The organism is Rhizobium sp. PEPV16 (assembly GCF_008919455.1).
Classification (GTDB): Bacteria; Pseudomonadota; Alphaproteobacteria; order Rhizobiales; family Rhizobiaceae; genus Rhizobium; species Rhizobium leguminosarum_Q.
The window spans coordinates 1-13,464 of record NZ_VSZV01000288.1 but is presented as its reverse complement, the minus strand read 5'-3'; the positions used below and the strand labels follow the sequence as shown (position 1 = coordinate 13,464).

The 13,464-nt window shown below is 59.9% G+C and carries 20 protein-coding genes and 1 pseudogene; 10 read left to right on the top strand and 11 right to left on the bottom strand.

Features of this window, described 5'->3' with window-relative positions; genetic code table 11:
* The 3 genes from FY112_RS37715 to FY112_RS13715 form a co-directional block, all read left to right on the top strand.
* Window positions 1-233: LuxR C-terminal-related transcriptional regulator (locus FY112_RS37715; RefSeq protein ID WP_246700666.1), on the top strand; the 233-nt coding region annotated here is incomplete at its 5' end.
* Between the two features lie 354 nt (window positions 234-587).
* Entirely contained in the window at window positions 588-860 is a 273-nt protein-coding gene (locus tag FY112_RS13720; protein ID WP_131623454.1) for a BON domain-containing protein, read from the top strand.
* 128 nt (window positions 861-988) lie between these two features.
* A complete protein-coding gene (locus tag FY112_RS13715) occupies window positions 989-1,384 on the top strand; it encodes a DUF1236 domain-containing protein (RefSeq protein WP_151518582.1) in 396 nt (131 codons plus the stop codon).
* A 162-nt stretch (window positions 1,385-1,546) separates the two neighbouring features.
* Here FY112_RS13715 and FY112_RS13710 read toward each other — a convergent pair whose 3' ends face one another.
* Complete coding sequence (locus FY112_RS13710) at window positions 1,547-1,804, bottom strand: GlsB/YeaQ/YmgE family stress response membrane protein (RefSeq protein WP_131623458.1); 258 nt, start codon at window positions 1,802-1,804, stop codon at window positions 1,547-1,549.
* Window positions 1,805-1,971: 167 nt separating this feature from the next.
* Window positions 1,972-2,190, bottom strand: coding sequence for a hypothetical protein (locus FY112_RS13705; RefSeq protein ID WP_151518581.1), 219 nt, complete (start codon window positions 2,188-2,190; stop codon window positions 1,972-1,974).
* 478 nt (window positions 2,191-2,668) lie between these two features.
* Here FY112_RS13705 and FY112_RS13700 point away from each other — a divergent pair, with 478 nt between their 5' ends.
* Window positions 2,669-2,983: an EthD family reductase gene (locus FY112_RS13700; RefSeq protein WP_131623462.1), complete on the top strand. Its 315-nt coding sequence runs from the start codon at window positions 2,669-2,671 to the stop codon at window positions 2,981-2,983.
* A gap of 32 nt (window positions 2,984-3,015) precedes the next feature.
* On the opposite strand, the gene FY112_RS13695 is transcribed toward FY112_RS13700, so the two are convergent.
* The 4 genes from FY112_RS13695 to FY112_RS13680 all read right to left on the bottom strand — a co-directional run bounded on the left by FY112_RS13695 (window position 3,016) and on the right by FY112_RS13680 (window position 5,092).
* Window positions 3,016-3,627, bottom strand: coding sequence for an ATP-dependent Clp protease proteolytic subunit (locus FY112_RS13695; protein ID WP_151518580.1), 612 nt, complete (start codon window positions 3,625-3,627; stop codon window positions 3,016-3,018).
* Between the two features lie 46 nt (window positions 3,628-3,673).
* Window positions 3,674-4,033 (bottom strand): SRPBCC domain-containing protein, encoded by a 360-nt coding sequence (locus FY112_RS13690; protein ID WP_131623466.1) that lies wholly within the window; start codon window positions 4,031-4,033, stop codon window positions 3,674-3,676.
* Window positions 4,030-4,344, bottom strand: coding sequence for a metalloregulator ArsR/SmtB family transcription factor (locus FY112_RS13685; protein WP_003546150.1), 315 nt, complete (start codon window positions 4,342-4,344; stop codon window positions 4,030-4,032). Before FY112_RS13685 ends, FY112_RS13690 begins: the two co-directional genes overlap by 4 nt.
* A 136-nt stretch (window positions 4,345-4,480) precedes the next feature.
* Window positions 4,481-5,092 carry a TetR/AcrR family transcriptional regulator gene (locus tag FY112_RS13680; protein WP_151518579.1) on the bottom strand — a complete coding sequence of 204 codons (612 nt, stop codon included), beginning with the start codon at window positions 5,090-5,092 and terminating at the stop codon, window positions 4,481-4,483.
* Between the two features lie 137 nt (window positions 5,093-5,229).
* On the opposite strand from FY112_RS13680, the gene FY112_RS13675 reads away from it, so the two are divergent.
* The 3 genes from FY112_RS13675 to FY112_RS13665 all read left to right on the top strand — a co-directional run bounded on the left by FY112_RS13675 (window position 5,230) and on the right by FY112_RS13665 (window position 6,898).
* Window positions 5,230-5,619, top strand: a complete 390-nt coding sequence (locus tag FY112_RS13675) for a RidA family protein (protein ID WP_017959385.1) — start codon at window positions 5,230-5,232, stop codon at window positions 5,617-5,619.
* Window positions 5,620-5,965: 346 nt separating this feature from the next.
* On the top strand, window positions 5,966-6,283 hold the full coding sequence (locus FY112_RS13670) for a PepSY domain-containing protein (protein ID WP_012756441.1): 318 nt from the start codon (window positions 5,966-5,968) through the stop codon (window positions 6,281-6,283).
* Window positions 6,284-6,301: 18 nt separating this feature from the next.
* Window positions 6,302-6,898 (top strand): hypothetical protein, encoded by a 597-nt coding sequence (locus FY112_RS13665; protein WP_151518578.1) that lies wholly within the window; start codon window positions 6,302-6,304, stop codon window positions 6,896-6,898.
* A gap of 123 nt (window positions 6,899-7,021) precedes the next feature.
* Here the strand turns inward: FY112_RS13665 and FY112_RS13660 are convergent, their stop codons facing one another.
* Window positions 7,022-7,783 (bottom strand): ferritin-like domain-containing protein, encoded by a 762-nt coding sequence (locus FY112_RS13660; protein WP_181018210.1) that lies wholly within the window; start codon window positions 7,781-7,783, stop codon window positions 7,022-7,024.
* 264 nt (window positions 7,784-8,047) lie between these two features.
* Window positions 8,048-8,770 carry an RNA polymerase sigma factor gene (locus tag FY112_RS13655; RefSeq protein ID WP_151518576.1) on the bottom strand — a complete coding sequence of 241 codons (723 nt, stop codon included), beginning with the start codon at window positions 8,768-8,770 and terminating at the stop codon, window positions 8,048-8,050.
* Between the two features lie 456 nt (window positions 8,771-9,226).
* On the opposite strand from FY112_RS13655, the gene FY112_RS37710 reads away from it, so the two are divergent.
* The gene (locus FY112_RS37710) at window positions 9,227-9,430 is read left to right on the top strand and encodes a hypothetical protein (protein WP_246700665.1); all 204 of its coding nucleotides are present in this window, start codon (window positions 9,227-9,229) and stop codon (window positions 9,428-9,430) included.
* 113 nt (window positions 9,431-9,543) lie between these two features.
* On the opposite strand, the gene FY112_RS13645 is transcribed toward FY112_RS37710, so the two are convergent.
* A complete protein-coding gene (locus tag FY112_RS13645) occupies window positions 9,544-9,840 on the bottom strand; it encodes a DUF982 domain-containing protein (protein WP_151518575.1) in 297 nt (98 codons plus the stop codon).
* A gap of 237 nt (window positions 9,841-10,077) precedes the next feature.
* Window positions 10,078-10,593 carry a hypothetical protein gene (locus FY112_RS13640; protein ID WP_151518574.1) on the bottom strand — a complete coding sequence of 172 codons (516 nt, stop codon included), beginning with the start codon at window positions 10,591-10,593 and terminating at the stop codon, window positions 10,078-10,080.
* 233 nt (window positions 10,594-10,826) lie between these two features.
* Here FY112_RS13640 and FY112_RS13635 point away from each other — a divergent pair, with 233 nt between their 5' ends.
* Both FY112_RS13635 and FY112_RS13630 read left to right on the top strand, forming a co-directional pair.
* Window positions 10,827-11,504 (top strand): winged helix-turn-helix domain-containing protein, encoded by a 678-nt coding sequence (locus tag FY112_RS13635; RefSeq protein WP_151518573.1) that lies wholly within the window; start codon window positions 10,827-10,829, stop codon window positions 11,502-11,504.
* Window positions 11,505-11,545: 41 nt separating this feature from the next.
* Entirely contained in the window at window positions 11,546-12,976 is a 1,431-nt protein-coding gene (locus FY112_RS13630; protein ID WP_151518572.1) for a HAMP domain-containing sensor histidine kinase, read from the top strand.
* Here FY112_RS13630 and FY112_RS13625 read toward each other — a convergent pair.
* Window positions 12,924-13,464: pseudogene (locus FY112_RS13625) on the bottom strand (glycosyl transferase); the annotation flags it as partial. The gene FY112_RS13630 and the pseudogene FY112_RS13625 overlap by 53 nt on opposite strands.

The following is a 13,464-nucleotide window of genomic DNA, read 5'->3' as shown; positions in this document are numbered from 1 at the left end:
CGCCGACCATGCGCGCCAAGGCCGAAAAAACTCTTCTCGACAGACCGGCTTCACTCACTTCCCGCGAAACCGAGGTGATAGCATTGGTAGCAGAAGGACTTTCAAACAAGCATATTGCGCGCCGCCTGGACCTCCAGGAGAAAACGATCAAGCATCACATGACCGAAATATTGTCAAAGCTTGGCGCCACCAATCGAACGGAAGCAGCAATCAGATGGCGCCAGTGCGCCTAGCGGAGGTAGCGTAGCTACGGCACCGGAAGGCGCACGGGCTGATCGCCAAGGATTCGAGGTCGCCGACCGTTCGGATTTCTATCCGCGTCCTACAAACGCAAAGCATTCCGAATTTATGGCGGCGTTGGAAGTCATCAGGGAGGTTCTGACTGGAGTTGGGCAACATGCTAAAACCTCCCTGACGTCCTTGCAAGAATTACGAGCCTGACGTCCTTGCATGGATCAGGAAAGTCTAAGCCGGATCGTGCCGGGGGAAAGGCGGACTTAAGTCCGGCTGGTGATGTCAGGGCCCGATGCTCATATGTTATGCGAGGTAATGTGAAGGTCCGTTGAGGGGCGGCACAGGAGGAGAATATGAAGTTCGGCCCCGATAACTACAATCACGAAGAGCGCTGCTCGCAAGGCCATAGTTCGGCGTCTACCATCGCCACAATCGAAGCAGCCCTTTCCGCCGATCCGGATATCGACAGCAGTGCCATCGAAGTCAGGATGCTCGGCCCTGTCGTCCTGCTCGAAGGCTTTATAACCAAGGCTGTGGACCGCGACAAAGCCATCTCGCTTGCTGCGATGATCGTCGGCTGGGAGAACGTCCAGGACCGGATGCTCAGCCGCTTTCCCACGCAATAGCCAGCTGAATCCTACGGCTAGGACCAAGGTCGGAGCGGCCCCGGTCTGAAGTCCGACGTCGGGAACACTTCCTCGATCTTGCGGTTTGTCTCCTCAGCGGAACCAACCGCATCCAAGGAGGAAAACAGATGAATATCAAACTAGTAGGAATTGCCGCGGGCATCCTGTTGGCATCGACTTCTGCCTTTGCGCAGTCGTCCACAGTGACGGGCGCTGCAGGCGGTGCTGCAACGGGTGCGATTGTCGGCGGCCCGGTGGGTGCTGCTGTCGGCGGCATCGTCGGCGGCGTGGCAGGTAGCGTCATCGATCCGCCGCCGCCGAAGGTGGTGACCTATGTTCAGCAGGCTCCGGCCCCGACCACGCGCGTCGTGGTGAAGGAGAAGGTCGTCGTCGGGCAGCCCCTGCCGGAGACCGTGGTCGTCACGCCAATTCCCGATGATCCGAAATATGCATACGCGATCGTCAACGATCAGCGTGTGATCGTCGAACCTTCCTCCCGGAAGGTCATCCAGGTCATCCAATGACCGACGGGCGGCTCCAACGGCCCCCTTCCCACAGTGTCCAACCTCGTAGTAGGCATGGTCCCGGCGGCGTTTTGCGCGCCGCCGGAATCCCGGGAGCAATCAAGCGGGCCAACCCGAAAACGTGATGAAGGCGGCCGGTTTGCGAAGCCGCCTCCTGTTTGGTCAGGCCGTCCGCCTGAGCATTCTCGCAACAGCGATGAGGATGCAGGCTCCGATGAAGCCCGCGATCAGATAACCCAGCCATCCGCCAAGGGCGACGCCGAAGAGCGACAGGATAAAGTTGGCGACGATGGCGCCGACAATACCGAGAATGATGTTCATCAGCACGCCCATGTTGCTCTTCATGAGCAATTCGGCGAGCCAGCCGGCAATGCCGCCGATGATGATGGCGGCGATCCAGCCGATACCTGCACTTTCCATAGCAATTCCCCCTTGTGAATGATGAGCGGCCGGCGCGGGCAATCACGTCTCGCAGATCCGGGCTAAACCGATTGCCGAGCGACAAGACTGTAATCTTCGCCGCGCCAGTTGGTTCCATAAGCCCGCGCCCCAAAGCGCTCGCGTGCCCCTCCCCGATCGGCTTCAGGTCACTTGTCGGCCGCGGGCCAGTCGTTCGCCGGCTCCTCTATCACCGCAACATCGTCCTCTGCAGGATCGGGATCGCGCTCGAGGGCTGCGCGCAGATTGCCGATCTCCTTGATGATCGTATCGAAGACGTCCTGCTGCCTGGCCCCGGCCACAACGCAGTCGTCGACGAGATGCTCCAGCTTTGCGCGGAGCCCGGCCTTCCAATTATTTTTGTTCATAACCTTCTCCTCCTCTGATCGATCCACACGGAGCATGGTCGCTCGCCTGTTCCACCGCCTTTGATGGGCGGGCGGCGGTTGCCTCACTGAGGAGACAGTGATCGATGTGTGGCCCTGGTTGGCGGTTCGATCCTCGCCAATCCTGTTGTCCGGGATGAGATCGCGGCGAACGGGTAAGGTGCTCTCCTGGCATTTCGTTGCCCGCACCGAGAAATCGGAAAAACCGGTGCGTTCACCATCTCCGTCACGTCCGATTGGCACGCCGCGACCTCGGCGGATTAACCGATAGCCGCAGCAACGGTTCCGCCCGGCCTGGACTCTTTGCGTCCATGATCGCCACCCGCTTCGAAAAGCACAGCGAAAACTACCTTGCTCTCGTCAAACTCGCTTCTGGCAGAAAGCCTGTTGCGGCTTGACGATTCGGTGAGCTAGAAAGCCCTTCGGACGCTCGCAGAGGCGTTCAGGCAGGAGCCCGACCATGATCAAGATGAGCGTCTATTATCCGGCCGATGGCGGCTCGAGGTTCGATCACGACTACTACCGCACCCGCCACATGCCACTGATCCAGGAACGGCTCGGCGATGCCTGCCTGCGCTACGAGATCGAAAAGGGCCTTGCGGGTCGCGAACCTGGAAGCGCGCCGAAGTTCGTCGCGGCGTGCCACGTCTACTCGCCGACCCTGGAGACATTCCAGGAGGCGTTCGGTCCCCACCGCGCGGAGATCGTCGCGGACGTCGCCAACTATACGGACATCGCGCCCATCGTGCAGATCAGCGAAATCGTTGGAGGCTAGGGGCTTCGGCGCGTCAGGCGTTTCGCGACAAGCTATAGGCGGTCCGTGCCTTCCCGAACCTTTAGAATACGGTCGATCAGACCCCATTCCAATGCTTCTTCCGCCGTCATGAAGCGATCGCGATCCATCCCGCGCTCGAAGTCTTCATAGGAGCGTCCGCAATGCTCCGCGTAGAGCCGCGTCATGCGCTGCTTGGTCTTCAGAATTTCTTCGGCGTGAATCAGCATGTCGGAAGCCTGGCCTTGGAAGCCACCGGATGGCTGGTGAATGAGGATACTGGCATTGGGCAAGGCAGCTCTTCCGCCGGCCTCGCCTGCCATCAGCAGGAACGATCCCATAGAACGGGCTGTCCCCATGCAAAGCGTATGAACTGGCGCGCGGATAAAGCGCATGGTGTCGTACATGGCGAAGCCGCTGGTCACGACGCCGCCCGGAGAATTGATGTAAAGATTGATCGGCTTGTTTGGATTCTCGGCCTCGAGGAACAGTAACTGCGCGCAGACCAGAGCGGAAACGGTATCGTTCACCTCGCCGTTGAGGAAGATGATGCGTTCGCGCAGAAGGCGGGAGTAAATGTCAAAAGACCGCTCCCCTCTGCTGGATTGTTCTACGACCATAGGGACGAGTTGCATCGCTTCGCGCATCGGCGAACTCCAATCTTCCAGAATTTAAAGGGGAGAGCTTGCCGCGTCAGGCGGCGAGCATGAGGGCCGGACTGTTGCTGTTCGCGGCCGTTTCCGCCATCCGCTCAAGTCTCGCGTCGGTGAGCTCGTGGATAATGCGCAGGCGGGTGCCGCCGGTCGCGTTCGGGACGATCGTGAACGTCACCGTGCTTTCAAGGAAAGGTGGGGCATCGTCGCGCAGGCTATAACGGACTACCTCGCCAGGTGTGATCGTGGCCGGGGTGGGATCGGCTAAAGCGTCTTTCGGCAACCAGTTTTCTCGAAATTCCGGAATGCTGATTGCACGCCAGACCTTTTGCGGCGGTTCATCCAGATCGAATTCCAGTTCGATGCCGTCTTTCTGCTCCTTGGCCTTTCCATCGTTCATTGGTCCATATCCTTCAGCAAGACCTTGAGAGCTTCGATGCGGGCAGGCCAGTAGGCGCGATATTTCGCCAACCATTGTGCGATGAGAGCCAGCCCCTCCGGATCGACTTCGTAATTCACGAAACGCCCCTGCCGTTCTTCCCTCACGAGCTTTGCGCTCCGCAAAACCGAGAGGTGTTGCGACATTGCCGGCTGGCTGATCTCCATGCCCTCACGCAGGGCACTGGCGTTCATGCCGCCTGCCGCCAGCTTCTCGAAGATCGCGCGGCGGGTCGGGTCAGCCAAGGCTCGGAAAATATCATTCTCGATCATGCATACACATAAGCACATACTTATGCGATTCGCAAGTCCGGAAAGCTCTGTCGCAAAAGTTGGAGTTTCGCGGCGGATTTTTGCGACGCACGTTACCGCGGTGAACGTCTCTTCGCTCGACTTGGCTTTTGACAAATCACAAACGCTCCGCCAGCAGACCGGCCGCCAAGGCATGGAATGCCTCGACCGCCTTTGGCATCACGCTCTGCGGATCTTCGCTCGCGGCGATCCAGAGGGCGGCATTGAGAGCCGCGCCGCTCAGCAACCGGGCCGCCGCCTCCGCGTCGAGCGGCTTGAGGATGCCTTGGGCGATCAGGCGCTCAACCGTGCTCTTGGTCACCTGCAGGCAATTGTTCTGGCTCGGCCACTGCGAGGGATCGCCCAGCACCGCAGGTCCGTCGAGCAGGACGATGCGCTGGACTTCCGGATTGAGCGCCATCTCGATATAAGCAGCACCCTCGGCAAGCAGGCGCTGCCAATCACTGCCCGCGCGCGCGCCAATCTCTTGAGCGCGCACCGCCATCTCCGTGTCGATCTGATCGACAACCGCCGCCAGGAGCCCGCGCTTGTCTCCGAAGTTGTGATAGAGCGCGCCCCTTGTCAGGCCGACGTCGGCGGTCAATTCGTCCATCGATGCTGCCAAATAGCCCTTTTCCGCAAAGCTCTTGCGCGCCGCCGCGATCAGCTTGGCGCGGTTTTCCTGCATCGTTTCGCTGCGTTTCCTAACCATCCGATTCCTCAATTTCATATACGAAGCGTATATGGACTTGACATACGATGCGTATCTCATACATTTCACATACGATCCGTATACCAAATGGGGCGCGAGATGTGAAGCGATACGTCGCGCTCAACGGTCGTTGTCAACAATGAAGAGAGATCAGAATGACCCAACGCGAAGCAATCTTTCCAGCCGATCGGCACGCTCTTTACGAAAAGCACGGCTATTCCGCCGCGATCCGATCCGGTGATCTGCTGTTTGTATCCGGACAGGTCGGCAGCCGTCCGGACGGGACTCCCGAACCCGATTTCGAAAGCCAGGTGCGGCTCGCCTTTGAAAACCTCAAGGCGACGCTGAGTGCCGCCGGCGCAACGCTGGATGACATCGTCGACGTCACCAGCTTCCACACCGACCCCGAAAACCAGTTCGGCACGATCATGGCCGTCAAGCAGGAGATGTTCAGCAAGCCGCCCTACCCGAACTGGACGGCCATCGGCGTCAACTGGCTGGCCGGCTTCGACTTCGAGATCAAGGTGATCGCCCGTATTCCGTGAAGTCACTGACATTGCCGGGGCTGCATCCGTCACCGCACGACGTGCCGTCAGGAGAGCGGCCCCGCGCTGTCACCCCTGGGACATTTGACAGCAGCACAACTTTAGGAGTTAGAGGATGAGCCTCACACCGAGGGGCTTCCTTGAAGCGCGCCCGTGGATCGTCGGTTACCCCACACCGTTACTGTCTGCTTACATTGCCCCGGCGCCGCAGAAAATGACCCCGCAGCGCGCCGTGTTGCCATATATTTAGAAAAATCAATTGCATAATCTCTGGGAACAAAGAACTCGCTTGCGTGTTTTCAGCGCATGGATCGTCATCTGATCCGCAAAATGAGAGGAAACACATATGAAGAAGATCGTCTTTGCGGCGACCATTCTCTGCGCGTCCGCCGTTGCAGCCCTTGCCCAGACAACGCCGGCTCCATCTGCGGATGGAAATACACCTGCGGTTGCAACTCCGGACACCAAAAATCCGACTGCGCCGGTTGAAGGCGCCAACAGTTTTACCGAAGCCCAGGCGAAGGATCGCATTACGGAAGCGGGTTACACCGACGTCAAGGATCTCAAGCTCGATGACAAGGGGATCTGGATGGCCGCCGGCATGAAGGACGGGAAAGCCGTCTCCATTGCTCTCGATTATCAAGGCAACATCGTCGCCAAGTAACCCCCAAGGAGAAGCAGGATGAGAACTGTAACCGGACTTTTCGACGACTATTCGGACGCTCGCTCCGCCGTCAGCAAATTGGAAGCTGCAGGCATTCCCTCGAACGACATCAGCATCGTCTCCAACAAGGCTGGCCGCGGTGATGGCGACTCTGACGTTGCCGAGGACGCTGCGACCGGCGCCGGCATCGGCGCTGCCGTGGGTGGCGCCGGCGGCCTGCTGACCGGATTGGGCCTGATGGCCATTCCCGGTGTCGGACCGGTGGTTGCCGCAGGCTGGCTTGCCGCAACTGCGGCCGGGGCTGTTGCCGGCGCCGTCGCGGGCGGTGCCGCTGGTGGCCTGATCGGCGCCCTCACCGACTCCGGCGTCCCGGAAGACGATGCTCACCTCTATGCCGAAGGTGTCCGCCGTGGCGGCAGCCTGGTCACCGCCAAGGTCGACGACGCCCGCGCCTCCGAGGCGCAGGCTATTCTCCAGGGTTCAAACTGGGTCGACCCGGTCGAACGTCGGCGCGCCTATAACGAGCAGGGATGGACCCACTTCGACGACACGCTCGATCCATATGCGCCTGAGCAGATCGCGCAAGAGCGCGACCGGTATCGACGGACGATCTAACCGGCCTTGATTTCAACCCTCCTTGCACGTAGCAAGGAGGGTTGAAGCGTTGATCTCACGCAGAGCAGCGGGATACCAATCCGCTCAGTTTCCGGTGGCCAATTGTCACTCGTCGCAACCGGCTCAGGTAGTCTTGAGCGTGCCATTCATCCCTTCCGGATAGAAGCCGCCCTTGCTCACTCCGTCCTTGTCAGTGAGGTAGACGATCCGGAGCACCTCCTGCGGCGTTCTGGTGAATGCAATCGCATCGGGCGTCGAGGGAACGATGTTGGCTTTTCCGTCCCCCTGGATCCCCTGGTCCTTATCGTCTGATCCGTCGATTTTATCACGGGCATCGGAGACCGCATTGGCGGCCTTCCAGGCTTCCTCTCCCTTTCGGTATAACGTAGATCGCGCCATTCCCATGTGATAGGCCTCGACCGCCAGGATGCCTGCGGCTGCGGCGAGGAAGTCCTTGTTTTTCAGAACTGTCGTCGCACCGGCATAGGCGGTGACGCCGACATCCTCGAACACCATCCCGCCGAGAACGAAGTTCGTCTCGTTGCCGAAGGGGTCGAAGTTCGGCCCGAGGCCCGCCGCTTGCGCGACGGCTTTGAAGCCCGCATCGAAATCGATGGCCGGTCTGTCAACCGCGTTGGTTCCAAGCGTCTTGCGGTAGAAGCGGACGTGCGCGAGTTCGTTTTCCGCGACTTCCCGCATGAATTTGCCGATGGCGGGCGTCTCGAACGAGACTTGCTTGCCACCAACGACGTCGCCGGGTTTGGAACCGGCATCGGCTGCGTCGATGCCCATTCCGGTGGTGCCGCGGAGGTAGTATTCAGCCTCCATATATTCGAGGTTGAGCGCAAAGCGGAAAATGTCCTCGTCCGATATGTCCTGTGCCAATACCGGCGAAGGCCGCGCAATTCCGCTGAGTGCCGCTCCGGCACCGAGTACGATAAGTCCCTGAAGCGACTGACGCCGGGATAGGTGAAGTGGGCCCTGCATGGCGGTCTCCTATGTTTGTTGATTCAGCACCGCTGTCAGCACCGCGGCACCGAATGCGTTTGCCTGACGATTAGATGATCCGGGCCGCCAAAATATTCCCGTGTCCCGCTACAAAGGCCCTGCGAAAAGAGCCGGCGTAATCTCGGCGTGGACGGCGTCTAGCTAGGTGCGCTCAGTCGCCGCGTTCAACAGATGGGTATCCGTTCGAACCAGGCGAATTGAGAGCCGATCGAGGACTGATTGCGCGAGGCGGTCACAACGAGCGCCAGCGAAGAGAAACGTATCCGTGAACACGGTGGCGAGCTGGTCCCGCAGCGCCTCGCGGAGCAGCCGGCGTGCGCGATAAAGACGGGTGCTCACTGTCTGAGGTCGCAATGCCAAAAGAAAAGCCGTTTCCTCAATGCTCATTTCCTCGACGTCCCGCATGACAAAGACGATGCGAAAGGGCTCCGGCAAGTTACCGACGGCGCGCTCCAGCAGGCCGCGGATTTCAGCGAGAGCGGCCGCCTCTTCGGGATCAGGCTTGTGTGCGCTGAACGGAGCGACCATGCCTTCGATGGCTTTCGCGTCTACGGTAGGTCGCCTTTTCCGGCGGCGTCCCAGCGCCTCGTTAAGTGCGATCCGGGTGAGCCAGGTCGACAGCCGCGCCTCCGCGCGGAATTCGGCCAGATGGGTGAAGGCGTGGATATAGGTCTCCTGAAGTACGTCCTCCGCCTCGATGTCGTCATTCAGGACGGCGCGGGCGACCCGGTGAAGCCGCAGATTGTGACGCTTGATGATTAGCCAGAATGCGGCAGGGTCAAGCTGTCGCGCGTGTTCAACCAGCCCCGCGTCGTCAAGGTCCTCGATCCTCACTGCCTCGGTGGATCCGCTCGGCTTCATCATGGGCGCTCCAGATGCATCAGCTTACTATGAGATAAGCGATTTGAAGAAGCACAATGGCGGCTCGCTACCAATACGAAGTGACCATCAAGGACGTGGCCAGGAGCCGACTGGAACCAACCAGACCAATCCCTGCCAAGGTCGAGACGTTGACGTTCGTATCGTGAAATCTCGCGATGAATCGCGGACAAGTCCGAGCTTTCGCATCACGCTTTGGGAGCGGAGGTTGTCACCACTGGTATATGAGACGATTTGGTCTAGCCCGACATCATGGATTGCGTGAGAGAGGGCTGCTCTGGCACTCTCGAAAGCGTAGCCATTCCCCCATACCCCTCGTCGAAATCGCCAACCCACTTCGTAGTGGGAACCCAGAGGATGTTTTGGGTCCATCCGCGGCATCACCCCGCAATAGCCTAGGAAATTGCCATTCACGTCTTCCGCAGCCCATCGCGCGACACCATGCTCGGCTTGTGCGGCGAGGTAGCGGGCAAATTTGAGATCGCTTTCGACATTGTCGATTGGGCCGCCGAGGTCCGCCATGACTTCTGGGTCGGCGTGCATCTCGGCAAATGGCGACCGGTGATGGTCGGCGAAATGGCGCAATTTCAGGCGCGTCGTCTCAATCACTTTGGGTTCCCGCTTGATCCGTCGCACCTACGCTAAATGCCATTGCGACCATAACAACGGCGGGTCTCTGGCGCAAAGCCGTCGCAATGCGCCAGGAGCCGGAACGCGTGCCCTCGGGCCGCCCGAGCCCGCGGCGATCACCTTCGGTGCTAGAGACCTGAGACATTTCGATCGCTGACCCGCCGCAAGTGCAGGGGCACGTCTTCTATGTCGGCGAGCTTGCCATGCTTTTTGAGAAAGCGACTGAAATTCGCCGCGACGACCGACGCGGGAAGTTGCCGATTGGCTGCTTTCCGGCAGGCGTCCAGCATCACCTCATAGGTGATATCGCGTTTCTCCTGTGGCCATTCGTCGAGAAAATCAAAGACATCGTCAAGCTCGGCGATCTCCTGCGCGAAGTACTTCCGTTGCGCGTAAATCGGGTGTTCAAAAGTATCGAGTGCCATCGTTTACCTCCTTTCATGGCGTGAGTGCCGCTGATTTAGGCAACGGAATTCCGCTCTTCAAGATCGCGGTTTGGCTGAGATCGTCATCGGGATGGCTTGACGCCAGGACGTATGTCCTCGTGCGTGATCATAGAGCGCCGAGTGACGAACTGGGATCTCGGTGGAGGGCTGGTTAAAGCCTATAGCTTCAGGTTAGTCGCCGTGAGTTGGCCGACCTCAATCAATTCGCAAATCGTTTCAGAAATTACACTGAACGGCCGAACAGTTCACAATCACCTCTTGCCGTTCGTAGTACCACAACAGACCTTGCGCGATAACAGTCGAGACCGCGACAACCAATATCATCTGTCGGAGCGTGAGGGATTTCCAAAACATAGACCGAGCTAGAAGTAGGCAGTTCGTCATTCCTGCCGGAAACATCAAAACTGGCACCCATGAAACAACTTCTGCTTCAAATCGGTCTTTCGACGAACAGCACAAGAAGTATTTTTGGTCTTCCGAAAGCCCAAGAATGACCTCGGTCACCGCTATATACCCACTCCAAACCACCGACACCGGGCCAAGAAGAAACCCCACGACAGCGACGACGAGGAATGCCCCGAATAAAAACAGGAATGGCTTGAGGCCAATCATAAAAGCGAGTGTTTTCAGAACGAGGAAGACTGGCGATGCCAGAATACAAAGCAACACCGCCGATGCCCAACCCCGCTTTTGTCTCTGAGCTGGAAGGTCGATTTCGGCTTGCACATCCATGCGTGGCCCCTCAAATGTGAAAAAGCGAAACGACCATGTGGTGATAGTGCGTGGCCAAAAGCGCTAACTGTATGCTGATCGCACTGTCAAGCCATCTATCGCGCGATCAGTTTGACTCCACACCCAAGAACATCTTTTTGAATCGAACGTCTGCCTTACCAATCCGTAAGTTGTGGCCAAGCCGTCCTCTCGGCTAGATCTCGTCCCCAGGCATGCCGGGAATGATCGGGCTGATGCGAATCCTGCTTATCGAGGACGATACCAAGACGTCCGATTATATCGCCAAGGGTTTTTCCGAGGCCGGGCATGTCTGTGACGTGGTTGGCGATGGCCGCGACGGGCTGTTTCAGGCGCAGCGCGAGGCCTATGACGTCATCGTCGTCGATCGCATGCTGCCGGGTCTCGATGGCCTGGCGATCGTCCGCTCGTTGCGCGCCGCCAAGGTCGGCACATCGGCGCTGTTCCTGACGTCGATCGGCGGCGTCGACGATCGGGTCGAGGGGCTGGAGGCGGGCGGCGACGACTATCTCGTCAAACCCTTTGCCTTTTCCGAGCTGATGGCGCGCGTCAATGCGCTTGGCCGGCGGCCGCCGGTGCAGGAGCAGCGGACGGTGCTGAAGGTTGCCGATCTCGAGCTCGATCTGATCCGGCGGGAGGCCCGCCGCGCCGGTCTGGTGATCGAGCTGCAGCCGCGCGAATTTACCCTGCTCGAGGTGCTGATGCGCGGCGAAGGCCGGGTGATCACCAAGACGATGCTGCTGGAGCGGGTCTGGGACTTCCACTTCGATCCGAAGACCAGCGTCGTCGAGACCCATATCAGCCGCCTCAGGGCGAAAGTCGACAAGCCGTTCCAGGTCCAGCTTCTGCATACGGTCCGCAACACCGGATACAGCCTGCATGCGCCTCGCTAGAACAGGATTTCGAATCCTGTTCGCATTTAAAGAGTAAGAGCATGATGTCGTCCGAAAACCGCGCACACTTTTCGGCATCATGCTCGAGCCTGCGCAGGAGCACGCCGTTCCGGCTTGCCGTCACCTTCGGCGTGCTCTTCGTCGTCACCTTCATCCTGAGCGGCGCGATCATCTACCACATGCTGCGCCTCGGCCTTGAGCGGGATCTCGAACAGTCGCTGAACGAGATGAATTCGCTTGTTGTCTCGACCTACAAGCCCGGTGATACCGAGGATCTGGTCGATACGCTGAACAATTATGCAAGCTTCCAGTCCACCTCCGACGGGCTTTATTCGCTGACGGATGCCGGTGGGCGCAAACTTGCCGGCAATTTCGCCGCACCCCGTATCCCGAACGGCGTCTATACCGTCACCTCCAGGGATGTCGGGCTGAAGGGGCATGAACGCTACCGGATGCAGGTCTCGACCATCGGTCCCTACAGCCTGGTGGTGGCGGAAAATTTCAACGATGTCGACGAGATGCTGCGGATCGTGCTGGTCAGCTTCGAATGGGCCGCCGCGATCGTCGTCGCGACCGCGATCGGCGGCGGCGTCTTTCTCGCCGTTCGCGCCCAGGCGCGGCTGGACAGGGTCGCCCTCACCATGAACGACGTCTCCCACGGCGCGCTCGACGCCCGCATTGCCATCACCGGCAACGGCGACGATCTCGATACGGTGGCGATCCAGATCAACGCGGCGCTGGAGCGGCTGCAGAGATTGGTCGAGAGCATGCGGCAGGTGAGCGCCGATATCGCCCACGACCTGAAGACGCCTCTGAACAGGCTGCGCCTGACGCTGGAGGCCGCGGTGGCCGGAAACGACCAGCAGGCGGATGTTTCGGCGCTGCTTGACGAAGCAAGACACGAGAGCGACCGCATCAACGCCACCTTCGAGGCGCTGCTGCGCATTTCCCAGATCGAGGCCGGCGCCCGCAAGGAGCGTTTCCAGGCAACCGACATCGACGCCGTGCTTGCCGTGATTTCCGAGGTTTATGTCGATGTCGCCGAAGACGCGCTGATGGCGCTTGATATCGCGGAGCGCTGCCCCGCGCTCGTTCGGGGCGACCGCGATCTGTTGACGCAGATGATCGCCAACCTGGTGGAGAACGCGATCAACCACTGCCCGGCCGGAACCGACATCACCGTTTCGCTCCGCTGCCAGGATGGCCGCGCCATCGTCTCGGTCGCCGATACCGGCCCCGGCATTCCCGCCACCGAAAGGGACAAGGTCTTCCGGCGTCTCTACCGGCTCGACAAGAGCCGAGCGACGCCGGGAAGCGGCCTCGGGCTCAGCCTCGTCAAGGCGATCGCCGACCTGCATTCGGCTGAGATTACCATGGCGGACAATCATCCCGGCCTCATCGTTTCGATCGCCTACCCTCTCACTTCGGCAGTTGGTCCCAACTTCTCATCCGCCATGCCGCGAGCCGGCTGAAGCGGGCGGCAAAGCGGCGCAGCTCGGCCGCAGCGCGATACGGCAGGACGCTCCACGGCCGGCGGCGGCCCAGCCGATAGGTCGAAAGCCCTGCCTGGATCTGCGAACAGGGATCGGCCCTTTGGCTGACCGGCAGCGGATCGACGAAGCAAGCGCTCAGCCCATCATCGAACTCCAGATCGAAGGCGAGATCATAGGGCAGGCGCATGGGGACAAGCACACCGGCAATCCAGCCCGCCGCCTTGCGGTTGATCAGATAGGCGCCGGACCCCTTCTCGCGGGTGAGCGCGATGGCGAGCGAGCGCGATGCGGTCAGCGGCTCCACCTTGTGCTTTCGCCCGGTATTGACGGTCGACAGCCGCAGAATGTCCCAGCCCGCCTGGTGCTTAAGGGCGGCGTCGAGCAGCTCGGCCAGATCGTCATCGAAATCGAGATCGTCCTCCAGAATGAGCGCGAACTCGGCATGGCTGCCGAGGAACCGCTTGGCG